Origin of the sequence: Knoellia remsis, assembly GCF_003002895.1 — a bacterium.
In the GTDB taxonomy this organism is placed as follows: Bacteria; Actinomycetota; Actinomycetes; order Actinomycetales; family Dermatophilaceae; genus Knoellia; species Knoellia remsis.
This window is the reverse complement of sequence record NZ_PVTI01000005.1, coordinates 64708-90116: the sequence shown is the minus strand read 5'-3', so window position 1 is coordinate 90116 and position 25409 is coordinate 64708. Positions and strand designations below refer to the sequence as shown.

Genomic DNA, 25409 nt, shown 5'->3' with positions numbered 1-25409 from the left:
CGAACGTTACCACTTGGTACGCCTGCCACCAGCGCCTTCGAGCACACGGCGCGCCAGCCCCACGAGGACGAAAACCGTTGTGACGAGGGCGATGCCCCAACCGACGAGGATACTGTTGGTCGCTTCACGGTCGAGCCCGTCGACGGAGGGTCCGAGGTCCACCACGAGCGCACTGTCGGACGACCATAGGGTCGAGGCGGTTCTCGGCGGGTCCGGCGTCGTGGCGACGCCGGGGCCACGCTCGACGACGGCGTACCGGATGCCCTGGTCGGCCAGGACGCGCCACGGGTCGGCCCCACTGTCGAGAGCGGCCGTCACCTCCGCCGCGACGGGGTCCTCCCCTCGGACCCGGCCGGACGACAGCGGCAGCGAGTCGTCGAAGACGACGGGGCTGTCGACCATGCGGGGCACGAGCGAGAGCGACACCCGGCGGTCGTTCCATTCGTAGCGACGGAACTGGCCCCACGGCAGCAGGGCAACGGCGCCGTCCCCTGCCCCGGAGGCCACCCGTGCCGCCTCGCTCAGGTCCTCGGGGACCGCCACTGCCGACAGGCGCCCGCCCACTCCCCACGCGAGCGAAGGGAGCATGGCGGGCAGGGCCAACAGGGCAAGGGCCGCGAGCGGCACCAGGGCGTGGTTGCGTGAGACGAGGCGGTGGACGCCGACGCCGATGCCGACAGCGGCCACGGCGACCCACGCCGCGACGAGCTTGTGCGAGTCGCGGAGGAGCGCTCCCCCGGGGACGGCGGCCGCGACGTCCCACAGCCCGGCACGGCCCGCAAGCGCTGGGAGCACCGCGAGGGCCAGGCCGGCGCCCGCGACGCCGACAAGGGCGACGCGGCCGCGCGTCGTCCGGTCGGTGGCAACGGCGAGCGCGCCGAGGCAGAGCAGGGCAGCGGTCGCCACGGAGAGCAGGCCCGCCGCCCGTTCCGGTGGGTGGCTGGACGCATTCCACAGACCTCCGCCACCCAGGGCGGAGACGACGAGCCCGGCCGGTCCGTCGGCGCGCAGCGCGAACTCCTCGAAACCCCGGGCGTCGCCGGTCACTCGCGAAGCGAGTGCGGGGACCGCCCACACGGCCGCGCTTCCCAGAGCGGTGGCGGCGAGCGTCGCTGCCGGCCCGAGCCCGATGCGGAGGGCGACGGCGGCGAGGACCACGAGGGGGGCGACGACGACCCACGCGTTCGCGCCACCCAGGCCGGCGACGACGACCCAGGCGCAGAGCGGCAGGACGCCCGCTGACGGAACGCGAAGGAGGGCTCTGAGCGCCCACGGCAGGACGGCATACCCCAACAGAACCGGCCAGTGCCCGATGACGAGACGTTCCGCGACGAACGGGTTCCACAAGGCGGCCACCGCCGTCGTCACGGTGGGGAGCCGCCCGGCGTCCGGCCGGACGGAGAGCAGCAACGCGGCCGCTCCGGTCGCCGCGAGCAGCAGGATGCCGAACAGCACGAGCTTCTGCGCCACTCCGGCGGAGACGGCGAGGCCCAACAGTGTCACCACGAGCTCGCTCGGCACGGCCCGCGGCGCCGGAGTGCCGACACCGAGGGCGAACGGTGTGACCGTCGGGTCGGGCGACCACACGAGGTCGTAGGACTGGACGAGCCCGGGACCGAGGGCCGGTCCGAGGACGACTCCCGTCACGACGGCACCCGCGACACCGGCAGTGACGAGGGGTGGGGGCGGCGGGCGCACCGACGCAGCCTAACGAGCATGGGCCCGTGCACTGGGCGGCTACTCTTGCCTCGCCGCTGCCAACCGGTGAGCGGGCATGAAGGGGTGTGCAGGTGACAGAAGCCGTGACGGCGGTCCCCCCGGACCACGACACCTCCGACGAGGAGGGCACCGACAGTTTCGTCGTGCGCAATCCCATCCGGGTCGCCGCGCTGACCATCGTCGCCGTGACGATGGCGTTCCGGCTCACCGTCCTCAAGGACGGCTGGTTCATCACCGACGACTTCATGCTCACGACCCGAGCGCTCGAGAACGACCTCGACTGGGACTACCTCACCCGCGTCCACACGGGGCACTTCGAGCCCGTGGGTTTCGCCGTCATGTGGCTGCTCGCGCACTTCGCGCCGCTCGACTGGAACGTGACGGTCGCCCTGCTCATCGCCGGGCAGGTGGTCGTCGCGTGGCTCGTGTGGCGGCTGCTGTGCACGCTCTTCGGGCGGCGACCGCTCGTCCTCGTGCCGTTCGCGCTCTACTGTCTCACGCCGCTCACCCTGCCCGCGTTCACGTGGCTCTCCGCCGCGATCATCTGGCTCCCGCTCATGGCGATGATCGCCGGCGCCCTTCGACATCACGTTCTCTACGTCCGCCACGGGCGGGTCGCGAACGCCGTCGGCGCGACGGCGTGGCTGCTCTTCGGAGCAGTGAGCTTCGAGAAGTTCCTCGTGTACCTGCCGTATGTCGCGGTGTTCACGTTGGCACTCGTGCCCGAGACTCGCCTCCGACCCGGTCCACTCCTGCGGTTGGTCCGACGGACCTGGGTCGTCTGGGCCGGGTACGCAGTAGTTACTGCGGGTTTCGTGTGGATCTATCTCTGGTCGGCCGGCAGATCCGACACCCCGGCAACCATCGGCGCACCGACCGCTTCGACCCTCTCCTCCTTCGCCTACTTCGCGGTGCTCCGGAACTTCGTGCCCGCCGCGTTCGGCGGCCCATGGTCCTGGACCTCGGTGAGTTACGGGACTGGCTACCCCTCGTCGCCACCAGCGTTCGACTGGTTCTTCTGGGTTGTTGCGACATTGTGCGTCCTCGCAACGTTCGCCGTGCGGCGTGGCGCCGGTAGGGCTTGGGCGTCACTCGCCACGTACCTGGTTGCCTCAATGGCAACCTTGGCCGTCAGCCGAGTTCTCGTCATCGGTTCGGCTGCTGGGCTGGAACCGCGCTACATCGCGGATGCTGCGCTCCCCCTTGTCGTCGCCGTCGGATATGTGCTGATGGCACTTCCGAACGAGCAGCGGCCGTGGCACAGGTCGCCGACGTTGCTCCCCTCCGGACTGGCACGGCGCGTCGGCATCACCTCTGGATCTCTTCTTGCGACCGCTGTTTTCGTGCTCTCCCTCAACTCCTACAACGGCTATGCGCGGATTCAATCCGCCAACCCCTACCGACCATTCACTGAGAAGGCTCGGGCCTCCGTCAGTGCGCTGCCTGCGCAAGCCCAGATCTATGACGTAGCCCTGCCGGTCGACATCATTGGTCCACTCGCTCTCGAGTACAACCGCACGAGCCGGTTCTTGTCTCCGTTCGCCACGACCGCGCAGAGACGCGACATGTACGACCGGACCTACTACACGAACCCGTACTACCTCACCACCGACGGGTCCATCGTCCCCATGACGGTCGAAGGGGCCGTGTCCAAGCGCGTCCCCGGCACCAGCTGCGGCTACGTCGCTGAGGACGGCCGAATCGAGATTCCCCTGGAGAGCAGGGTGTTCGACTGGACCTGGGTGGTCCGAGTCGGATACGTGAGCGACAGCGACACGTCCGCCACCATCACGCTCGGCCTCGACTCGGTCCCGGTCCGCCTCACCCAAGGAGCCGGACAGGTCATCGTCCCGCTACAGGGGACTGCGTCCTCTGTCATCGTCCAGGATCTCCACCCATGGGCGCAGGTGTGCGTCGGCGACGTCACGGTGGGCAACCCGGCTCCGCGATGACCACTCAGCTTCGGTCCCGCCTTCGCGAGCCCTCGGTCCCGGCAGCCCCTGACCTGGAGCCGCGCCGCTTCCCCATGCTCGATGCCTTGAGAGCAGTCGGAGCGTTGATGGTGGTGCTCACCCACGTCGGGTTCCAGAGCGGCACCACGACGACGAGCGCCTTCGGTCCTCTCCTGGCCCGCCTCGACGTCGGGGTTGCGGTCTTCTTCGTGATCTCGGGGTTCTTGCTCTTTCGGCCACATGCGGTTGCTCACCTCGCCCGCACTCGCCGTCCACGGACAAGGAGCTACTTCCTGCACCGCGCCCTCCGCATCCTGCCCGTCGCTTGGCTCGCGACCGGCCTCGCCGCGGTCCTCGCGCCGACCAAGGGCGCACCACTGAGCGCCTATCTCGAGCACGCCACCCTCATCCACATCTACGTCTCCGAGCAGTTCCTGGTGGGGCTCACCCAGATGTGGAGCCTGGCAACCGAGGTGGCCTTCTATGTCGCGCTTCCGGTGATTGCGCTTGTGCTCTGCCGCGGACGGCGCGACGCGGCCTGGGTGTGGCGAGTCATGGGCATCTGTGCCGTCGCTGTCCTGGCCTCTCCCATCTGGATGGCCGTGAACCACGACCAGCCCCAAGCGCGCCTCTGGCTGCCGGGGTTCCTCGGATGGTTCGCACTGGGGATGCTGCTTGCCGCGTGGCAAGTGGGTCGCGAGCTCGGCCTGCTGAGACCGTCCGCGGCCGAGGCGATCGCGGCCCGACCGGGAACGGCATGGGCGCTTGCCGCCGCCGTCCTGGTCATCGCGACCTCCCCCGTGGCAGGCCCCTACGGGCTCGAGGAGCCGACGGCTGCGGAGGCAGCCTTCAAGAGCCTCGCTTACGGCCTCGTGGGCTTTTTCATCGTCGTTCCCGCCATTGTTCCCAGCCGGTCCACCACCGTGGGCATTCTCTTGGGCGGGCCGGTGGCAAAGTATCTGGGGTCGATCTCGTACGGAGTCTTCGCCTACCACGTCATCGTGTTGGCGCTGATCGACGAGCACACCGGCCTGGGAGTCTTCACCGGCCATTTCTGGGAACGACTGGGCCTGACCCTCGTACTGACGATCCCCCTGGCGTCGGCGAGCTTCTACTGGCTCGAGCGGCCCGTCATGCGTTGGGGTCGTCGGCGTGTCTCGCGTGGGTCGAAGGTCGTCTCTGCCTCCTGACTCCCCACGCGAGAGCACTCGTGGCGCCCACCCCCACCAGAACAGCAGCCTGGACGATCCAGGAGTCCAGGTTGGCGCGGCCCCCGGGCCACGGCTCGACGGCCACGATGGAGGCAGCCACCACTGGGAGCGCACCAAGGCCGATCGCGGTCGCGCGCCGCGCGGACCCAGGGCCAGCAGAAATCACCATCCACAGGCCGATCGACACGGCGGACACGATGGGGAACCACGCCAGTCCCGAGGCGACGATCCCGAGAACTGCGGCGTGGCGCGGGGCCACCGCGGGGGGAGGACCAGCCCATCGCGCCACGCGTCGCCTCGTCCGGAGAAGGACCGCGGTCGAGAGCAGTAGCCCCAAGGTCAGAGTGGCCCCCAGTATCAGCAGCCATCGGTACGTCCGGTCGGGGCTGAACTCGGCACGAACCTGGGCTGGAGCGCCCCCTGGCACGACCCATCCCTGCATCCAACCGTTGATGCGAACGGGCTGGAGCTGCACCCCATCCAGTGTGGCCCGCCAGCCGGTGTTGTAGTTCTGCGGGACACTGACGACCGAAGCCTCCGTCCGGTGAGGCAGAGCGAGCGTCAGTCGTGCCGCTGAGGGACGCTGCGCCTCGAGCTTGGTGGGCACCGACGGCGACTGCGGCGCCGCGGCTGCCGTCAAGCTGAGAGTGTCCGGGACGAACTCCGCACTCGCCTTGGCAGACACGTCGCTCACTCCACCGGGCAGTGCCACCTCGCCCGTGTCACACGTCCGCCAGGTCAACGGCCGGTCCTCGAGGAGGTCGCTCAAGGTCCCACGGACCTCGGTGGGATGCGTTCTACCGGCCACGGTCAGGGACGGCCCGTAGCCACAGGGAGCGCCAGTGGCCAACCCGCCGTTCAGCGGACCGATTGGTCCATTGGCGCCCAGGACCCGGAGTTCGGAGAAACCCACGGGGACGTACGTCGAGACTCCGCTGCCGGGTTCGAGGTTCGTGAGCGCATAGGTCGCTCCGAAGTCGATGCGCACGGTCGCGGACTCTCGTGCCTCGAACTCCAGGACGCCGTCCTCACCCACCTCACCACGGACTCTGGAGCCGTCGTCGAAGGTGAGTGTGACCACCTTGGGCGCGGACGCCGCCACCGAGGACGATCGGATGAACTGCAAGCCCGCGATGTCACTGGACTGTGCCAGCGTGACCGTCATCGAAGGAGAGAAGTCCGAGCGGGACGCTACCCATGCCGTCGTCTCGTCACCGTCGAAGACAGCATCCGGTCGGGCCAGAACGCCCGAGACGAGGCGCGAGCTGGCGGTCGCACTCGCACCCGGGCGGGCCAACAGGGCCTCCACCGCGCTTCCGGGGCGAACGCGGACTGTGCCCGACATGCGGTAGCGGCCGGACTCCGGGAGAGTCAGGCGGCGCACCAGCGCCGAAGGGCCTTCGGGCGCCTGCTCCCACGACGGCGAGCACAACGTCCGACCCTCGAGAACGAGACAGCCCTCCCTCCCCGGCAGCCCTGCAGCGAGCAGGATGTCGTCTGGCTGCTGCGTGGGGACCGGCAGCTGCAACAGTTCCTGCGCGTCCACACCGGTCAAGTCCAGCTCGGCAATGGAAAAGGCGTTGTTGGCCTCTCCCTCGACGGACAGGAGCTCGATCTGCACGAAACGTGTCTCGCCGGGAGGCAAGGTCACCGTGATGGGTCCGAGAGCGCCGCCGGTCGGCACAATCCTCTCCCCTGATTCGCTGGTCACGCGAACCGTTTTCGGCACCCCGAACACCGGAGGGTCGTCCGAGAAGGTGATCACGGCCTGCGCCACGACAGCGGGTTTCTCAAGTTCGACCCGCAGCCACTCGCCCACGCCTCCGTCGGCGTTCCCTGAGATCCAGCGAGTGGTGAAGTCTCCGTCCAAGGCCGCCGCTGGTCGTGTCGAGGGACCTGCTCGCAAGGTCGCATCGACGTCCGATGCCGAGGTTGAAGCCGTCACGCTGCGGATGCCGTCCCACGCGGTCGTCGTCTGCGCGGCCAAAGGGTCCGCGACGTAGTCGGTGACGCGACGGTCCTGTCGCGGCGACTCATCGGCCCCGAGAACTGGTGAAGTGTTGTCCGTGACCTCACCGAAGTTCACCTCACGACGGCGAAGTCCGTCCGTGAGGACATAGCGACCGGGGGTTTCGACGCCTGCCGCACTCGCATCCGACCCGAGAACGAACGTCGACGCCCCGACCTCGCGCTGGATTCGTGGGATGTCCTCAGGCCCGCCGAAGGCCCGGCCGACCTCGGACCACGGCGTCAAGCTCGCCGACACCGCCCCGGGAACGCGATACACGTCGACCAGCTGGCGCCGGAGCTGGGTCCGGTACCCCACCGTGGTGTCAGCGTTCTCCAGGGGGTCGGCCATGAGGGGACCGAAGCTGGTCTCCACGCTCAAACCTGAAGCCCAGAGCGCAGCGTGGACGGCCTGCGCGGGATCACCCTGCGCTTGCGGCCGCAGATCGTTGCGCACGACAACGAACCCGATTCCGGCCATGGCCAGCGTCGTACTGAGCCCAGGGGTCGCCCGGCCGGAACCAATGGACTCGTTCAGACTGTCGAGGAAGCGCGTGGCACCGGCGGAGCCGAGGGGGACTGCGTCCCGCAGGACGAGCGGTCGCTTCATCAGCGCCTGGAGCGGGTCGTCTTTCGTCGATCCCCAGGCGAAGTCAGCGAAGGAGCTGGACGGCAGAACCAACACGTTGCCCGTGCCCGGCTGTCGATCGAGCCACGTCGCTGTTTGGCGCCAGTACTCCGGGATCGCAGAGTACGCCTGGTCTCGCGCCAGTCCAGCCGCGATGCTTGGCGCCGTTGCCGACACGACGACTGCGACGACCACGAGCCGACTGAGGGACCGGAGACCGTGATGGGCCCGGCTCCGGGACTCGAGGCGAGTCAGCACCACCGCCACGCCGAGCAGCAGCGGGATACGCAGGACAACGTCGAACTTGTGCGCGTTCCGCAGCGCTGCCAACGGACCGTCCAGCGCGTCGGCGACCCCGTCGGCGAGCACAGAGGCGAACGGTCCCGTCCAGGCCAGCGTCATGAGGCCAAGGCCCACGATCACCGCCAGAGCAAGGAAGGCACTCTCTCCCGTGCGCAGGATGCCTACGCCGACAAGACCCGTCGACGCCACCAGAGAGGTGACGACGATGAGGACGGGAAGAGTGACGTAGGCCCAGCCACCGGGCCACTCCGGTCCCAGCGGCGTGGCCAGGAACCCGAGCCACGCACTGGTCCCCCGCAGCGCCTCGAACGGACTGGCCGTCGAGGACGTGACCCCGGCGCTCTCGATCCAGTCGACGAAGGGGGGGCTGTACCGACCGAGCAGGACGAGCGGACCGAGCCACCATGCGATCGCGACCGCCGAGGCCGCCAGCCACGTGGCGAACGCACCGAGGGTCCGCCAGGACCACCGGCGGGTCAGGAACCACAGCGTCGGCAGGACGAGCACCGCTCCGGTGGCCACGGCATTCACGCCGCCACACATCGCCACAGCCGCCGCGGACAGTCCGATCCGCCAGAGCCACGAGCGCTCTCGCCGGTCGACGAGCGGCCACAGCACCCACGGCGCGAGCGCCATGGGCCAGACCTCGACCGACGTGATCGTCAGCTCGCTCGCGATCCGTGGGCACAGCGCGTACAGCAGTGCGGCCGCGAGCCGGGACCAGGGCCCACCGATCCGCATACCCTGCGCGAGCTTCCAGAACCCGACGAACGCGACGCAGAGCAGCAGCGACCACCACAGCCGCTGGACCACCCACGCCGGGAGCCCGGCCGACAGCAGGACGCCATGGAACGGCCCCATCGGCCACAGGTAGCCGTAGGCCTGGTTCTGCAGCTGACCGAAGGCGCTCTGCGGGTCCCACAGGTGCAGTGAGTCCGCGAGGAAGGACCAGGGCGACACCGTGAGGTCGAGCTTGGTGTCCGCGACCACCTGCCCCGGTTGCTGCCGGAAGGCGAGGCCGGTCAGGAGCAGGCACACCGCGGCGAGACGCGCCCGCCACACCCACCGTTCCTCGCGCGCGGACTCGTCCGTCACCCGCACTTGCGCACCACGATCACGGCGTTCCACGAGGCGACCTCGCGCAGGCCCGGGACGTGCACGACCCACCTCGCCCACGAGGGGTGGTAGCGGGGAAGGACCTCGACGACCTCCACGGCACCCTCCCGCTCGCGCAGGCGCAGCCAACGCATCATGCGGGACACCGAGCAGGCGAACAGGTTCACTCCGTAGTCGTTCTTGGGACGACGACCGTGGCGACCGGCATACCGGTCCGCGGCCCGGCGACCACCGAGGTAATGCCACGGCGCCGTCTCGTGACCGCCCCACGGTGAGAGCCACGGAGTCCACGACAGGACCACCACGCCGCCGGACCGGGTCACCCGCAGCATCTCGTCGGCCATGAGCTCCGGGTCCGGCACGTGCTCGAGCACGTTGCTCGAGTACGCGACGTCGACCGACGCGTCCGCGACCGGCAACCGAAGGCCTGAGCCGCGCACGACGTTCGCACCGACGCTGCCCCGCGCGGTGAGCTCGCCCGCGTCGGGCTCGAGGCCGGCATACCGCGCACCCGCCGCCGTGAACGCGTCGGCGAAGTACCCCGGCCCGCCACCGATGTCGAGGACGCTCGCGCCGCTCAGGTCGACCCATCGGCGCGCCTCCTCGACGGAGTCCGCCGCGAGAAGCCCGTAGAAGCGGTCGGGATCGGTCTGCTCGACACGGAAGGCGCGGAACAGGCCGACCGACCTGCGCAAAGACCCACGAGGCGCCGTCGGCGGCAGCGTCGTCGGGATCCTCACGAGGGCACCTTATTTGTGGGGTAGTGTCCCAAGCCAACCACCCCCTGATCCTGATCCGCCGCGTGAGGTCGTCATTGCGTATTGCCTTCCTCTCCTGGCGGGACTCGACCCATCCCGAAGGCGGTGGCGCCGAGCACTACATCGAGACGATCGGTGAGCTGCTCACCGGGCGCGGGCACGAGGTCACGATCTACTGCGCGGCCCATCCGGGTGCGAACCCGCACGAGGTACGCCGGGGCGTCACCTACCGCCGTCAGGGCGGCCGCTTCGGCGTGTACCCGCGCAACCTCGCCGCGCTGCGACGCGACGAGCGCAAGCACGGTTCCTACGACGCCGTCGTCGACGTGCAGAACGGCGTCCCGTTCTTCTCGACCCTGGCCACACGCAGCCCCGTGGTCCTGCTGTGCCACCACGTCCACCGCGAGCAGTGGCCCATCGTCTTCGGGCCGCTCGTCAGCCGCATCGGCTGGTTCGTCGAGTCGCAGATCAGTCCGCGCTTCTACCGCGGCCGGCCGTACGTCGCCGTCTCGGACGAGACGCGGCGTGAGCTGGCCGAGCTCGGTGTCGACGCCGACGACGTCACCGTCGTCCACAACGGCACCGACGTGCCACGCGCGCTCGGCGTCGAGCGGGCCCCCGACCCCACGCTCGTCGTGCTGGGGAGACTCGTCCCGCACAAGCGGGTCGAGCACGCCATCGACGTCCTCGCCCGGCTTCGCCCGGACTTCCCGCACCTCTCCCTGCGTGTTGTCGGGCACGGGTGGTGGCACGACCGCATCGCCGAGCACGCCGAGCGGTCGGGTGTGAGCGACGCCGTCCACCTCCTCGGGTTCGTCGACGAGGACACGAAGCACGTCGAGCTCGCCCGCTCGTGGGTCGGTCTCGCGCCGAGCGTGAAGGAGGGCTGGGGCCTGTGCGTCGTCGAGGCAGCCAGCCACGGGGTCCCGACCGTCGCCTACTCCCACGCGGGCGGGTTGTCCGACAGCATCGTCGACGGGCGCACCGGGCTTCTCGTCAGGGACCTCGACGAGATGACGCGGGCCGTGCGCCGGCTCCTGGTGGACGAGCCGCTGCGCTCCACGATGGCCCGGGCCGCCACCGCGCATGCCGCGGCCTACACCTGGCCGGCCGCCACCGACTCGTGGGAGGACCTGCTGCAGCACCTGAGCTCGTCCGACGACGCGCGCATGACGACCGCGCCATGAGCGCGCGATGACCGGATCACGGACCCGACGGCGCACCGCCATCGGGGCGGGAGCCGTCGCCGCCGGAAGCATGGTTGCGAACGTCCTCGGCTACGTCCTCTTCCTCGTCCTCAACCGTGAGCTCGCCCCGGACGACCTCGGCGCGGTCGCCTCGCTCCTCGGTCTCGTGGTCATCCTCGGGGTGGCCGCCCTGTCGGTCCAGCTCGTCGCCGCATGGCGTGTGGCCACCGGCCGCCCCGACTCCGGCCCGAGCTCGCTGCGCACGGGCGCGATCGTCGGCGCCGGCGTTGCACTGCTCATGGCGGTCCTCAGCCCCGTCGTCGCGGGCGTCCTCCACCTCGGCGGCATCCTTCCCGCGCTCCTCGTGGCGGCCACGACCCTGCCCACCTGCGTCACGTTCGCCGTGCAGGGGGTCCTCCAGGGCGCTCACCGCTTCCTCCCGCTGGCCGTCCTCTACGTCGCGGGAAGCCTGGCCCGCACGGCGGGAGGTGTCCTCGCCGCCGCGGCCGGGTGGGGCGTCACCGGCGTCATGCTCCTCACCACGGCGGGTGCCTGGGTCGTGGCCCTGGCGGCCCTCGCGCTCGTCCGCGCGGACGTGCCCGAAGCGCTCCGTCACGCCCGACCGCACCAGGTGCGCAGGGTCGTCGTGGGCATGGCGGGCACGTCCGCCCTCCTCGTCGCCTCGACGATCGACACCTTGGTCGCCCGGCACGTCCTCTCCCCCACCGACTCGGGCACGTATGCCGTCCTCAGCCTGTTCACCAAGGCCGCCTTCTGGGGCCCGGCCTTCCTCGCGACCGTCCTCTATCCGGGGATGTCGCGAGCCAGAGGCCACCGGCCGCTCCTGCTTGCCCTGGGCGGCACGGGCGCCGTCGTCGCCGTCGGCATCGCCCTCTCGACGTGGCTCCGGGCACCCCTGATCCGCATCGCCGCCGGGACGGCATACGAACACGCCGCCTCTCTCGTGCCGGTCTTCACGACGCTCGGTGGCGCGTGGGCCCTGGTCCAGGTCCTCGTCTACTGGGGCGCCGCTCGCGGGCGGCACCACGTCGGTTACCTCGTCTGGGCCGCCGTCGGCGTGGCCACGCTGCTCGTCGTCACGACGCGGCACGGCAGCGTGGACGAGGTCGTGTGGACGTTCGTGGCCGCGGCTGTCGTGGTCGCGGCCGCGGGTGCGGTGCTGACGAGCGTGGGGACGCCTGCGACGCCCGCCCCGTCAGCGGTTCCGCGGGCCGCGTCTCAGTGAGCGGCTTCGTGCCAGCTGCGGCCGACGCCGACGGACACGTCGAGCGGGACGTCCATCTCGATCGCGCCGCCCATCTCGCGCCGCACGAGCGCCTCGACGTCCTCGCGTTCACCCTTCGCGATCTCGAGGACGAGCTCGTCGTGGACCTGGAGCAGCATGTGTGACTTCGCACCGGCGTCCCGCAGCGCCCCGTCGACGCCGCGCATGGCGAGCTTGATGATGTCGGCGGCCGACCCCTGGATGGGCGCGTTGAGCGCCATCCGCTCGGCCATGTCACGTCGCTGCCGGTTGCTCGAGTTGAGGTCCGGCAGGTAGCGGCGGCGGCCGAGCATCGTCTCGGTGTAGCCCGTCCCGCGCGCCTGCGCGACGACCTCGCGCAGGTAGTCCCGTACCCCGCCGAACCGCTTGAAGTACTCGTCCATGAGCGCCTGCGCCTCGCCGGTCGAGATCGTCAGCTGCTTCGACAAGCCGAACGCCGACAATCCGTACGCGAGGCCGTAGCTCATCGCCTTGACCTTGCTGCGCATCTCGGCCGTCACGTCCTCCGGCGCCACGGAGAACACGCGGGCACCGACGAACCGGTGCAGGTCCTCCCCCGTCCGGAACGCCTCGATGAGCCCCGCGTCGCCGGAGAGGTGCGCCATGATCCGCATCTCGATCTGGCTGTAGTCGGCGCTCATCAGCGACTCGTATGCCGTCCCGTCACCTCCCGCGCCCGCGCGCCCGACGACGAACGCCTCACGGATGCGCCGTCCCTCCTCGGTGCGGATCGGCACGTTCTGCAGGTTCGGGTCCGTCGACGACAGCCGCCCGGTCGCGGCGATGGTCTGGAGGTAGGTCGTGTGGATGCGCTGGTCCTCGGCGACGGACTTCTGCAGGCCCTCGACCGTCACCCGCAGCCGGGCTGCGTCGCGGTGCCGGAGCAGCGCCTCGAGGAACGGGTGCTCGGTCTTGGCGTAGAGGTCGTTGAGCGCGTCGGCGTCGGTCGTGTAGCCCGTCTTTGTCCGCCGCGTCTTCGGCAGCCCGAGCGTCTCGAAGAGGACGACCTGGAGCTGCTTCGGTGAGCCGAGGTTGATCTCCTCACCTCCGATGGCGTCCCACGCGTCCTGCTGGGCCTCGCGCACCTTCGCGGCGAAGTCGGCCTCGAGCGCGCTGAGCGCGTCCTCGTCGACGCCGATGCCGGTGCGCTCCATCGTCGCGAGGATGTCGACGAGCGGCAGCTCGAGGTCGCGCAGCAGCTCGGTGCCGCCGGTCGCCCCGAGCTGCTCCCCGAGCGGGCCGGACAGGTCGAGCACGGCGCGCGCCCGCACCATGGCGTCCTGGCCGATCACCTCGTCCTCGGTGACGAGGTCGAGCATCCCCTGCCCGCCGGGCTGCTCCTCGGCCTTGAGCTCGCGCCCGAGGTGGCGCACGACGAGGTCGGCGAGGTCGAAGCTGCGCTGGTCCGGCTTGACGAGGTACGCGGCGAGCGCGGTGTCCATCGTGACGCCACGCACCGGCATACCCCGCGCGGCGAGCGCGTGCATCGGCCCCTTGGCGTCGTGCATGACCTTGGGCCGGCTCTCGTCGGCGAGCCAGTCGGCGAGCGCCTTCTCGCCGGCCTCATCGAGCTCGGTCACGTCGACGTATGCCGCCGCGTCGCCGGCCGTCGCGAGCGCAACGGCGCTCACGTCGCCGGTGCCGCGTCCCCAGGTGCCGACGACGTGCAGGCCCGTCGGCGCGGCGTCCTGGCCGCCGGTGTGCTCCTCGAGCCACGGCCCGACCTCGGCCGACGACAGCACGGAGGCGTCGAGGTCGAACCCGCCCTCGGCCTCGTCCGGCGCAGCGTCGAAGGTCTCGAAGAGCCGGTCGCGCAGCACCCGGAACTCGAGACCGTCGAAGACCTTGTGCACCTCCTCGCGGTCCCACGTGGACCGCTCGAGGTCGGCGATCGTCACTGGCAGGGACAGGTCGCGCACGAGCTGGTTGAGGCGGCGGTTGCGCAGGACGCCGCTGAGGTGCTCGCGCAGGTTCTCGCCGGCCTTGCCCTTGATCTCGTCGGCGTGGGCGACGACGCCCTCGAGGTCGCCGTACTGCCCGAGCCACTTCGCGGCCGTCTTGGGCCCGACGCCGGGCACGCCGGGCAGGTTGTCACTGGACTCGCCGACGAGGGCGGCGAGGTCGCTGTAGCGCTCGGGAGCCACGAGGTACTTGTCCTCGACGGCCTGCGGCGTCATCCGCCACACCTCGGAGACGCCACGCACCGGGTAGAGCAGGGTGACCTTGTCGGTGACGAGCTGGAAGGCGTCGCGGTCGCCGGTGCAGATGAGCACCTCCATGTCCTCCGCCTCGGCCATCGTCGTCAGGGTGGCGATGACGTCGTCGGCCTCGAACCCGTCGACCTCGACGTGCTTGATGCGCAGCGCGTCGAGGACCTCGCGCACGAGCGCGACCTGGCCCTGGAACTCGCTCGGCGTCGCGGAGCGGGTCGCCTTGTACTCGGCGTACTCCTCGGACCGGAACGTCTGGCGCGACACGTCGAACGCGACGGCGACGTGCGTCGGCTGCTCGTCGCGCAGGACGTTGATGAGCATCGAGGTGAAGCCGTAGACCCCGTTGGTGTGCTGGCCGGTGCTCGTCGAGAAGTTCTCCGCCGGCAGCGCGAAGAACGCGCGGTAGGCGAGCGAATGACCGTCGAGGAGGAGAAGGCGACTCACGCCAGCCACCCTATGACCCGCCCCCGACACCGCGACACCGTGACCTCGCGGACATCGGCGACCGGACGGCATACCCCGCATGACACAGTGACGCCATGACTGCCCACGACCTCGCCCCCGACACCGACGTCCTGCCGTTCGTCGAGCAGATGAACGAGCTCAACCCGAACTCGCTCATGCGCCGCATGGGCATCGAGGTCACCGAGGCGACGCCGACGCGGATCGTCGCGACGATGCCGGTCGAGGGCAACACCCAGCCCTACGGCCTGCTCCACGGCGGCGCGTCCGTCGTCCTTGCCGAGACGCTGGGCTCGATCGGGTCGGCGATCCACGCCGGAGTCGACCGGATCGTCGTCGGCACGGACATCAACGCCACCCACCACCGCGCGGCGCGCTCCGGTCTCGTCACCGGGGTGGCGACGCCCGTCTCGCTCGGCCGGACGCTGTGCTCGTGGGAGATCGTCGTGACCGACGAGGACGGCAAGCGCGTGTGCACCTCCCGCATCACCTGCCTCATCCGCGACGCCGCACCCGGCGCCTGAGCGAGGTCAGCTCGCGCGGGAGGCGACAGCCCGCAGTGACCGGCGGCGGCGGATGAGCTGGTCGACGGCCGAACCCGTCCGCGCGGTGGCCTGCTTCGGAGTGAGCCGGCGGCGCAGCTGGGTCGTGCCGACGACGCGGCGCACGAGGACCGAGCTGAACCCGAGGCGCGCGAAGAAGCGGTTCGCCTCGCGGCTCTGCGTGGGGACGTTGGAGACGACGACGTCGGAGCCGACGCGCTCGGCGAGGGCCGTGACCGTGGAGAGCAGGGCGCGCGCGACGCCGTGGCGACGCGCCTCGGGCTCGACGAAGAGCAGCTCGATCGCGACCTCGGGCTCGGGCTGGAGACCGAACGGGTTCTCGCTCGTCACGACATAGCCAACCGCGCGACCGTCGAGGCGGGCCAGGTGGGCCGTGAGCTCGTCACGGTCCAATGCGGCCTCGAGGCGTCCGTCGTCGGCGAACCGGGTCGCGACCTCGAGCGGGACACCGGAGTCGACCCGCGAGGCCAGCCAGAGGCCGACGAGCTCGGGCAGGTCCGCCTTCTCGACGGGGGCCACCTCGACATTGCTGCGCCCCACGGCGCCTCCTTCGACCTCACAGCCCCCTGCTCGGTTGACGTGCCGACACTACGGGGCCTGCCCGGTGCGCGGAAGGACTTCGCGGGAAATGATCGGTGAATCATAAAGTTTGCGCGTGGACGCACCCTTCATCGGCTTCGGCACCGCCGTCAACGTCGTCACCGTCGTCGTGGGAGCGCTGCTCGGTATGGCAGTGGGTCACCGGCTCCCGGACCGCACCCGCTCGGTCGTCACCGACTGCCTCGGACTCGTGACGCTGCTCATGGCGGGGCTGTCGGCCGTGAGCGTCACCGATGCCGCGCTCGCCGATGCGACCGGGACCGGCGCTCCGGTGCTCATCGTCCTCGGGTCGCTGCTCATCGGGTCCATCGCCGGGTCGCTCCTGCGGATCGGCGACCGGCTCGAGGGCCTCGCGGCCACGATCGAGGCGTGGTTCTCACGCCGGTCGCCCGCACTGGCCGACCACGACGACGCCGCCGGCCCCACGGCGCGCGAGAAGTTCATCGAGGGCTGGCTGTCCGCCTCGCTGCTCTTCTGCGTCGGGCCCCTGACGATCCTCGGCTCGCTCTCGGACGGTCTCGGTCGGGGTGTCGACCAGCTCATGCTCAAGTCGGTGCTCGACGGGTTCGCCGCGCTGGCCTTCGCGTCGAGCTTCGGCGTCGGGGTGCTGCTGTCGGCGGTGTCCGTCGCGGTGGTCCAGGGCGCACTCACCCTCGTCGGGGTGCTGCTCGGGTCGATCCTGCCGGAGGCACACATCCTCGCGCTCACCGCCACCGGCGGGTTGCTGCTCGCCGGCATCGGCTTGAGGCTGCTGCGGATCAAGGACGTGCCGGTGGCGGACATGCTGCCCGCCCTCGTCGTCGCTCCCCTGCTCACCCAGGTCGTCGTCGCCCTGCGGTGAGCACGGTCTCCCCCACCTGCCGGGGGAGTCCCAGCATTATCGGGTCACCCGATACCGTCCCACTCCACCCGAGAAGGCTTGTCGGGTCGAGCAGGCGATTATCGGGTCACCCGATAATGCTGAGGCGGCGCGGAGGCGGGGGAACCTGCCGGTCGGGCCGTCGAAGCGACCGTGGTCAGGCCTTCTCCATGCCGGCGACGACGGCCTCGGCGACCTCGCGCATCCCCATGCGGCGGTCCATCGCGGTCTTCTGGATCCAGCGGAACGCCTCGGACTCGGTGATCTTGAGCTTGGCCATGAGGACGCCCTTGGCGCGGTCGACGGCCTTGCGGGTCTCGAGGCGCTCGCCGAGGTCGGCGACCTCGGACTCGAGCGTCTTGAGCTCGCTCCAGCGAGACATCGCGATGTCGATGGCGGGCACGACGTCGGTGGCGGTGAACGGCTTGACGATGTAGGCCATGACGCCGGCGTCGCGGGCGCGCTCGACGAGCTCGGTCTGGCTGAACGCGGTGAGCATGACGACCGGGCAGATGCGCTCCTTGCCGATCTGCTCGGCGGCGGAGATGCCGTCGAGGACAGGCATTTTCACGTCCATGATGACGAGGTCCGGGCGCAGCGCGGTCGCCATCTCGACGGCCTGCTCGCCGTTGCTGGCCTGCCCGACGACGTCGTAGCCGGCCTCACCGAGCATCTCGGCGAGGTCGAGGCGGATGATCGCCTCGTCCTCGGCGACGAGGATGCGCTTGGCCGTGCGGCTCTCGGGCATGTCGGGGGTCTCGCTGGACGTCTGCTCGCTCACGGGGCCAGCCTAGGCCAGCAGAGCCGCCGCGAGGGCCACAGGGTTTGGTGCCGAGGGCGGGACTTGAACCCGCACGCCCTTGCGGGCAAAGCATTTTGAGTGCTCCGTGTCTGCCATTCCACCACCCCGGCGAGGGCGCACCCAGTGTAATGCGCTGCGGGGTGCTCGCCGGTTCAGGCGTCCTCGACGACGACCTCGGCGACGTCCTCGTATGCCGGTGCGACGCGGTTCTTCGCGTCGCCGATGCGGTGCACGCGCAGCGCGTTCGTCGAGCCCGGGATGCCGGGCGGCGAGCCGGCGACGATGACGACGAGGTCGCCCTCCTCGACCCGACCGCAGGCGAGCAGCTCCTCGTCGACCTGCATCGCGAACTGGTCGGTGTGCCGCGCCGGCGGGGTGAGGAACGTCTCGACGCCCCACGTCAGCGCGAGCTGGCTGCGCGTCCACTGGAACGGCGTGAACGCGAGCATCGGGATGCGCGGCCGGACGCGGGCGAGCCGCCGGGCGGAGTCACCGCTGACGGTGAACGTGATGAGGTACTTGCAGCCGATCAGCGCGCCGATCTCGGCCGCGGCCGCGGTGACGGCACCGCCCTTGGTGCGTGGCTTGGTGTCGAGCGGGCGGATCCGGCTCAGGCCCTGCTCCTCGGTGTTCTCGATGATCCGGGCCATCGTGCTCACGGCCTCGATGGGGTGCGCGCCGACACTGGTCTCACCGGAGAGCATGAGCGCGTCGGCGCCGTCGAGGACGGCGTTCGCCGCATCGCTCGCCTCGGCGCGCGTCGGGCGGCTGTTGGTGATCATCGACTCGAGCACCTGGGTCGCGACGATGACCGGCTTGGCGTTGCGGCGCCCGAGCTCGCAGGCCCGCTTCTGCACGAGCGGCACCGTCTCGAGCGGCATCTCGACGCCGAGGTCGCCGCGGGCCACCATGAGCCCGTCGAACGCGCGGATGATCTCGTCGAGGTTGTCGACGGCCTGCGGCTTCTCGATCTTGGCGATGACCGGGAGGCGAATCCCCTTCTCGTCCATGATCTTGTGCACCGGCTCGATGTCGGCGGCGCTGCGCACGAACGACAGCGCGATCATGTCGACCCGCAGGTCGAGGGCCCAGCGCAGGTCCTCCTCGTCCTTCTCGGACAGGGCCGGAACGCTCATCGCGGCACCGGGCACGTTGATGCCCTTGTTGTTGCTGAGGACGCCGCCCTCGACGACCTCGCAGACGATGTCCGTGCCGTCGGAGGAGACGACGCGCAGGTTGAGCTTGCCGTCGTCGATGAGGATCGTGTCGCCCGCGGACACGTCGGCCGGCAGACCGGCATACGTCGTCCCGACGATCTCCTTGGTGCCCTCGACCTCGCGGTTGGTGATGGTGAACCGGGCGCCCTCCTCGAGCAGGACCGAACCGTCCTTGAACCGGCCGGTGCGGATCTTCGGGCCCTGGAGGTCGGCGAGGATGCCGACGGCGTGACCGGTCTCGTCGCTCGCCCGGCGCACGTCGAGGTAGACCCGCGCGTGGTCCTCGTGCTCGCCGTGGGAGAGGTTGAATCGGGCGACATCCATCCCGGCCGCGACGAGGGCGCGCAGCTGTTCGGGGGTGGAGGTCGCCGGGCCGAGGGTGCAGACGATCTTGGCGCGACGCATGGGCGCAACCCTATCGATGCAACCGGTTACATGGTGACGCGGCTCACACCGTGAGAGACCGTATGCCGCGTGCGCGCGGCGCGCACGCGGCATACCTCCGTCTGTGGTCCCGTTGACGCAGCTCAGACCATGAGCGGACGGTCGGTCGGGTTGACCGGGCGCGGCAGCCGCGACGGCTCACCCGACAGCCACGCGTCGACGTGGTGCGCCGCCGCGCGACCCTCGGCGATGGCCCAGACGATGAGCGACTGCCCCCGGCCGGCGTCGCCGGCGACGAAGACACCGGGCACGGAGGACATGTAGTCCTGACCGCGCTTGACGTTCGAGCGCTCGTCGAGCTCGACACCGAGCTGGGTGACGAGGGACTCGGTCTGCGGACCGAGGAAGCCCATGGCGAGCAGCACGAGCTGCGCGGGCAGGACCCGCTCGGAGCCCTCGACGGACTCGAAGCCGCTCTCGCCGCGGACGACCTCGTGCAGCCGCAGGCCGGTGACCGCACCGGACTCGTCGCGCTGCACCTCCTGGGTCGAGACGGCATACAACCGCTCGCCGCCCTCCTCGTGAGCGGAGGCGACCCGGTAGATCATCGGGTAGGTCGGCCACGGGTGGGCGTCGGCGCGCTCCTCCCCCGGCTGCGGCATGATCTCGAGGCTCGTCACTGAGCGGGCCCCCTGGCGGTGCGCGGTGCCGATGCAGTCGGCGCCGGTGTCGCCGCCGCCGATGACGATGACGTCCTTGTCCTGGGCGTGGATCTGGCCGTCGACGCTCTCGCCTATGGCGACGCGGTTGGCGGCGGGCAGGTAGTCCATCGCCTGGTGCACGCCGTCGCCCTCGCGGCCGTCGACGGGCAGGTCGCGCGCCACGGTGGCACCCATCGCGATGACGACGGCGTCGTAGCGGGCCCGCAGCTGCTCCCACGTGACGTCGACGCCGACGTCCACCGAGTTGCGGAAGCGGGTCCCCTCGGCCTGCATCTGCTGCAGGCGGCGGTCGAGGACCGACTTCTCCATCTTGAACTCGGGGATGCCGTAGCGCAGCAGGCCACCCGGGCGGTCAGCCCGCTCGTAGACCGCGACCGTGTGACCGGCGCGGGTGAGCTGCTGGGCGGCAGCGAGGCCCGCCGGACCGGAGCCGACGACGGCGACGGTCTTGCCGGAGAGGCGCTCCGGCGGCTTGGGTGCGACACCGCCGTCGGCGAACGCCTTCTCGATCGTCGTGACCTCGACCTGCTTGATCGTCACGGCCGGCTGGTTGATGCCGAGGACGCACGCGGTCTCGCACGGCGCCGGACACAGGCGGCCGGTGAACTCGGGGAAGTTGTTCGTCGCGTGCAGCCGCTCGATGGCCTGGCGCCAGTCACCGCGCCACGCGAGGTCGTTCCACTCTGGGATGAGGTTCCCGAGGGGACAACCGCTGTGGCAGAACGGGATTCCGCAGTCCATGCAGCGACCGGCCTGGCGCTGGAGCTGCCCGAGCTCCTGCTCCTCGTAGACCTCGCGCCAGTCCTTGATGCGGACGGGCACGGGTCGGCGGGCCGGGAGCTCGCGCTCGCGGGTCTTGAGAAAGCCCTGGGGGTCAGCCACGGGAGGCCTCCATGATCCGGTCCCAGACCTGCGTGCCGTCGAGGTCGAGACCTTCGGCCTCGGCTGCGGCGCGGACGTCGAGGACGCGCTGGTAGTCGCGGGGAAGGATGAGCGAGAACCGCGCCCGGGCGGTGTCCCACTCGTCGAGGAGCCGCGCGGCGACGGTCGAGCCGGTGTGCTCACGGTGGCGCTCGAGGAGGTCGTGCAGGACGGCCTCGTCGCTCTCGCGCAGCCCGGAGACGTCGACGAGCTCGCGGTTGACCCGCTCGCCGTCGAGGTCGAGGACGTAGGCGACGCCACCGGACATGCCCGCGGCGACGTTGCGCCCGGTCGGTCCGAGGATGGCGACGGTCCCGCCGGTCATGTACTCGAGGCCGTGGTCACCCACGCCCTCGACGACGGCGGTGATGCCGGAGTTGCGGACACAGAACCGCTCGCCGACCCGGCCGCGCAGGAAGATCTCACCGGACGTCGCGCCGTAGCCGATGACGTTGCCGGCGACGACGTTGTCCTCGGCCGTGAGCGGCGAGGACGGGTCGGGTGCGACGACGATGCGGCCACCCGACAGGCCCTTGCCGACGTAGTCGTTGGCGTCGCCGACGAGACGCAGCGTCACACCCTTGGGGACGAACGCGCCGAAGCTCTGGCCGGCCGAGCCGCGCAGGGTGAGGTCGATCGTGCCGTCGGGCAGCCCGTCGGCGTGGACCTTGGTCACCTCGTGGCCGAGCATCGTGCCGACGGTGCGGTTGACGTTGCGGACCGTGAACTCGCCCGTGACCGGGGTGCCGTCGTCGATGGCCTCGCGGGCCACGGCGATGAGCTGGTGGTCGAGCGCCTTCTCGAGGCCGTGGTCCTGGCTGATCGTGTGCCGCTTGCCCGAGCCGTCGGGACTGTCGACCTCGGCGAGGATCGGCGCGAGGTCGAGACCGGCGGCCTTCCAGTGCGCGACGGCCTTGGTCGTGTCGAGGGAACGGATCTGGCCGATCGCCTCCTCGATGCTCCGGTAGCCCAGGGCGGCGAGGTGCTCGCGGACCTCCTCGGCGACATACTCGAAGAAGGTCTCGACGAACTCCGGCTTGCCCGTGTAGCGCGAGCGCAGCTCGGGGTTCTGGGTGGCGATGCCGACGGGGCAGGTGTCGAGGTGGCACACCCGCATGAGGATGCAGCCGCTGACGACGAGCGGGGCCGTCGCGAACCCGAACTCCTCGGCACCGAGCAGGGCCGCGATGACGACGTCCCGCCCGGTCTTGATCTGCCCGTCGACCTGGACGACGATCCGGTCGCGCAGCCCGTTGAGGACGAGCGTCTGCTGGGTCTCGGCGAGGCCGAGCTCCCACGGACCGCCGGCGTGCTTGAGGCTCGTCAGCGGAGAGGCGCCGGTGCCGCCGTCGTGGCCGGAGATGAGGACGACGTCCGCGTGCGCCTTGGAGACGCCCGCCGCGACCGTGCCGACCCCGACCTCGGAGACGAGCTTGACGTGGACGCGCGCGCTCGGGTTCGCGTTCTTGAGGTCGTGGATGAGCTGGGCGAGGTCCTCGATCGAGTAGATGTCGTGGTGCGGCGGCGGGCTGATGAGGCCGACACCGGGCGTGCTGTGCCGGGTGCGGGCCACCCACGGGTAGACCTTGGGTCCTGGCAGCTGGCCGCCCTCCCCCGGCTTGGCGCCCTGGGCCATCTTGATCTGGATGTCGTCGGCGTGGGTGAGGTAGACGCTCGTGACGCCGAAGCGGCCGGACGCGACCTGCTTGATCGCCGAGCGCCGCTCGGGGTCGAGCAGGCGCTCGAGGTCCTCACCGCCCTCGCCCGTGTTGGACCGGCCGCCGAGGCGGTTCATCGCGACGGCGAGCGTCTCGTGCGCCTCCTGGCTGATCGACCCGTAGCTCATCGCACCGGTGTTGAAGCGCTTGACGATCTCGCTCACCGGCTCGACCTCGTCGATCGAGATCGGCTCTCGCGGGTTCTCCCCGCCGAGCTCGAAGAGCCCGCGGAGGGTCATGAGCCGCTCGGACTGCTCGTCGACGCGCTGGGTGTACTGCTTGAAGATGTCGTAGCGCCGCTGCCGGGTCGCGTGCTGGAGCCGGAAGACGGTGTCGGGGTCGAAGAGGTGCGGCTCGCCCTCCCGGCGCCACTGGTACTCGCCGCCGACGCGCAGCTTGCGGTGGGCGAGGATGACGCCGTCGGTGGGGTATGCCGAGTCGTGCCGGGCCGCGGTCTCCTTGGCGATGACGTCGAGGCCGATGCCGCCGAGCTGCGAGACGGTGCCGGTGAAGTACTCGTCGACGAGCTCCTGCGACAGGCCGAGCGCCTCGAAGACCTGGGCGCCGCGGTAGGACGCGACGGTCGAGATGCCCATCTTGGACATGACCTTGAGGACGCCCTTGCCGAGCGCCTTGATGAGGTTCTTGACGGCCTGCTCCGCGGTGACGCCGGTGACGGCGCCGGTGCGGACCATGTCCTCGACGGTCTCCATCGCGAGGTAGGGGTTGATCGCGGCCGCGCCGTAGCCGATGAGCAGGGCGACGTGGTGCACCTCGCGGACGTCGCCGGCCTCGACGAGGAGACCGACGGTGTTGCGGGTCTTCTCGCGGATGAGGTGGTGGTGGACGGCCGAGGTGAGGAGCAGCGACGGGATCGGCGCGTGGTCGCGGTCGGAGTCGCGGTCGGAGAGCACGACGAACCGGGCGCCGCGCGCGATGGCGTCGCTCACCTCGGCGCGGATCTCGTCGAGGCGTCGGCGCAGGGCGGCCTCACCCTCGTCGACGAGGTAGGTGCCGCGCACGACGTGGGTCGCGTAGCCGGGCAGGTCGCCGTCGGCGTTGATGTGGACGATTTTGGCGAGCTCGTCGTTGTCGATGACCGGGAAAGGCAGGACGACCTGACGGGCGTGCACCGGAGTTGCCTCGAGCATGTTGCCCTCGGGCCCGATGACCGTGCCGAGCGAGGTGACGAGCTCCTCGCGGATGGCGTCGAGCGGCGGGTTCGTCACCTGCGCGAAGATCTGGGTGAAGTAGTCGAAGAGCAGCCGCGGCTTGTCCGAGAGGACGGCGACGGGGGTGTCGGTGCCCATCGAGCCGAGTGCCTCGCCACCGGTGCGAGCCATCGGCGCGAGGATGATCTTGAGCTCCTCCTCGGTGTAGCCGAAGGTGCGCTGGCGGCGCGCGACCGACGCTGGGGTGTGGTCGATGTGCTCGCGCTCGGGCAGCTCGTCGAGGGTGATGAGGCCGGCGTGCAGCCACTCCTCGTAGGGGTGCTCGGCGGCGAGCTCGGACTTGACCTCGTCGTCGCTGACGATGCGCCCCGACGCCGTGTCGATGAGGAACATCCGGCCGGGCTGGAGGCGCCCGCGGCGGACCACCTTGTCGGGCTCGAGCTCGAGGACGCCGGCCTCGGACGCGAGGACGACGAGGCCGTCCTCGGTGACCCAGTAGCGCCCGGGGCGCAGGCCGTTGCGGTCGAGCACCGCGCCGATGAGGGTGCCGTCGGTGAAGGCGACACACGCCGGGCCGTCCCACGGCTCCATGAACGTCGAGTGGAACTCGTAGAACGCCTTGCGGGCGGGGTCCATCTCCTCGTGGTTCTCCCAGGCCTCCGGGATCATCATGAGGACGGCGTGCGGGAGCGAGCGGCCCGCGAGGTGGATCAGCTCGAGGACCTCGTCGAAGCTCGCCGAGTCGGACGCGTCGGGCGTGCAGATCGGGAAGAGCCGCTCGAGGTCGCCGCCGAACGCGTCGGAGACGAGCTGGCTCTCACGGGCGCGCATCCAGTTGCGGTTGCCCTTGACGGTGTTGATCTCCCCGTTGTGGGCCATGAGCCGGTAGGGGTGCGCGAGCGGCCAGCTCGGGAAGGTGTTCGTCGAGAAGCGCGAGTGCACGAGCGCGAGCTCGGTCGCGAACCGCTCGTCGGACAGGTCGGGGAAGAACGGCTCGAGCTGCCCGGTCGTGAGCATGCCCTTGTAGACGATGGTGCGCGCCGACAGCGACGGGAAGTAGACCTCGGCCTCGCGCTCGGCCCGCTTGCGCAGACAGAAGGCGAGCCGGTCGAGCTCGATCCCGCTCACGGCACCGCCGGGCGCCGCGACGAAGAGCTGGCGGAAGACCGGCATACAGGCTCGGGCCATCTCGCCGACGAGGTCGGGGGTGACCGGCACGTCGCGCCAGGCGAGGACCTCGAGGCCCTCCTCCGCGGCGATGGCGCCGATGCGCTCCTCGGCGGCCGCGCGCTCGGCGTCGTCCTGGGGCAGGTAGGCCATGCCCGCGGCATACGACCCGGCCGGCGGCAGCTCGACGTCGAGGACGCCGCGGAAGAACTCGTCCGGGACCTGCGTGAGGATGCCCGCACCGTCGCCGACGAGCGGGTCCGCCCCGGTGGCGCCGCGGTGCTCGAGGTTGCGCAGCGCCGTCAGCGCGTGGTCGACGATGTCGTGACCGGCCGTGCCGCGCATCGTGGCGACCATGGCGACGCCGCAGGCGTCGTGCTCGTTCGACCGGCGGTAGAGGCCGACGTCGGCCGGGTGGGCGGAGAAGCGCGTCGGAGACATGG

15 protein-coding genes and 1 tRNA gene are annotated in these 25409 nt (G+C 70.6%); 6 read left to right on the top strand and 10 right to left on the bottom strand.

The genetic code is table 11. From position 1 onward, the window contains the following. Positions 1–6: 6 nt before the first annotated feature. Positions 7–1698, bottom strand: a complete 1692-nt coding sequence (locus tag BCF74_RS04650; RefSeq protein ID WP_146132876.1) for an MmpA family trehalose lipid delivery protein — start codon at positions 1696–1698, stop codon at positions 7–9. Between the two features lie 92 nt (positions 1699–1790). Here BCF74_RS04650 and BCF74_RS04645 point away from each other — a divergent pair, with 92 nt between their 5' ends. Both BCF74_RS04645 and BCF74_RS04640 read left to right on the top strand, forming a co-directional pair. Then, a complete protein-coding gene (locus tag BCF74_RS04645; RefSeq protein ID WP_146132875.1) occupies positions 1791–3671 on the top strand; it encodes a DUF2029 domain-containing protein in 1881 nt (626 codons plus the stop codon). A gap of 86 nt (positions 3672–3757) precedes the next feature. Beyond that, positions 3758–4861, top strand: coding sequence for an acyltransferase family protein (locus tag BCF74_RS04640; RefSeq protein WP_170070129.1), 1104 nt, complete (start codon positions 3758–3760; stop codon positions 4859–4861). Here BCF74_RS04640 and BCF74_RS04635 read toward each other — a convergent pair. Together BCF74_RS04635 and BCF74_RS04630 are read right to left on the bottom strand one after the other, a co-directional pair. Then, positions 4803–8915: an alpha-(1->3)-arabinofuranosyltransferase domain-containing protein gene (locus tag BCF74_RS04635; protein WP_170070128.1), complete on the bottom strand. Its 4113-nt coding sequence runs from the start codon at positions 8913–8915 to the stop codon at positions 4803–4805. The two genes, BCF74_RS04640 and BCF74_RS04635, sit on opposite strands and share 59 nt — an antisense overlap. Next, on the bottom strand, positions 8912–9676 hold the full coding sequence (locus BCF74_RS04630) for a class I SAM-dependent methyltransferase (RefSeq protein ID WP_245889210.1): 765 nt from the start codon (positions 9674–9676) through the stop codon (positions 8912–8914). Before BCF74_RS04630 ends, BCF74_RS04635 begins: the two co-directional genes overlap by 4 nt. A gap of 62 nt (positions 9677–9738) precedes the next feature. On the opposite strand from BCF74_RS04630, the gene BCF74_RS04625 reads away from it, so the two are divergent. Together BCF74_RS04625 and BCF74_RS04620 are read left to right on the top strand one after the other, a co-directional pair. After that, the gene (locus BCF74_RS04625) at positions 9739–10881 is read left to right on the top strand and encodes a glycosyltransferase family 4 protein (protein ID WP_245889209.1); all 1143 of its coding nucleotides are present in this window, start codon (positions 9739–9741) and stop codon (positions 10879–10881) included. A 7-nt stretch (positions 10882–10888) separates the two neighbouring features. Next, on the top strand, positions 10889–12127 hold the full coding sequence (locus tag BCF74_RS04620) for a lipopolysaccharide biosynthesis protein (protein WP_106296783.1): 1239 nt from the start codon (positions 10889–10891) through the stop codon (positions 12125–12127). Here BCF74_RS04620 and polA read toward each other — a convergent pair. Further along, positions 12121–14823, bottom strand: a complete 2703-nt coding sequence (gene polA / locus BCF74_RS04615) for a DNA polymerase I (RefSeq protein ID WP_106296782.1) — start codon at positions 14821–14823, stop codon at positions 12121–12123. The genes BCF74_RS04620 and polA overlap by 7 nt on opposite strands. A 95-nt stretch (positions 14824–14918) precedes the next feature. On the opposite strand from polA, the gene BCF74_RS04610 reads away from it, so the two are divergent. Next, a complete protein-coding gene (locus BCF74_RS04610) occupies positions 14919–15365 on the top strand; it encodes a hotdog fold thioesterase (RefSeq protein ID WP_106296781.1) in 447 nt (148 codons plus the stop codon). Between the two features lie 6 nt (positions 15366–15371). On the opposite strand, the gene BCF74_RS04605 is transcribed toward BCF74_RS04610, so the two are convergent. Next, positions 15372–15944 carry a GNAT family N-acetyltransferase gene (locus BCF74_RS04605; RefSeq protein WP_106296780.1) on the bottom strand — a complete coding sequence of 191 codons (573 nt, stop codon included), beginning with the start codon at positions 15942–15944 and terminating at the stop codon, positions 15372–15374. Positions 15945–16059: 115 nt separating this feature from the next. Between BCF74_RS04605 and BCF74_RS04600 the strand changes: the two genes are divergently transcribed. Then, a complete protein-coding gene (locus BCF74_RS04600; protein WP_106296779.1) occupies positions 16060–16845 on the top strand; it encodes a DUF554 domain-containing protein in 786 nt (261 codons plus the stop codon). A 175-nt stretch (positions 16846–17020) separates the two neighbouring features. On the opposite strand, the gene BCF74_RS04595 is transcribed toward BCF74_RS04600, so the two are convergent. From BCF74_RS04595 to gltB, 5 genes are all read right to left on the bottom strand, one after another. Then, positions 17021–17611: an ANTAR domain-containing response regulator gene (locus tag BCF74_RS04595; protein WP_106296778.1), complete on the bottom strand. Its 591-nt coding sequence runs from the start codon at positions 17609–17611 to the stop codon at positions 17021–17023. A 78-nt stretch (positions 17612–17689) separates the two neighbouring features. After that, positions 17690–17775: transfer RNA gene (locus BCF74_RS04590), tRNA-Leu, on the bottom strand. Between the two features lie 42 nt (positions 17776–17817). Then, the gene (gene pyk, locus BCF74_RS04585) at positions 17818–19287 is read right to left on the bottom strand and encodes a pyruvate kinase (protein WP_106296777.1); all 1470 of its coding nucleotides are present in this window, start codon (positions 19285–19287) and stop codon (positions 17818–17820) included. Between the two features lie 122 nt (positions 19288–19409). Beyond that, entirely contained in the window at positions 19410–20870 is a 1461-nt protein-coding gene (locus BCF74_RS04580) for a glutamate synthase subunit beta (RefSeq protein ID WP_106296776.1), read from the bottom strand. Further along, positions 20863–25407, bottom strand: a complete 4545-nt coding sequence (gene gltB, locus BCF74_RS04575; protein WP_106296775.1) for a glutamate synthase large subunit — start codon at positions 25405–25407, stop codon at positions 20863–20865. The genes BCF74_RS04580 and gltB overlap by 8 nt, the downstream gene beginning before the upstream one ends. Between the last annotated feature and the right edge of the window lie 2 nt (positions 25408–25409).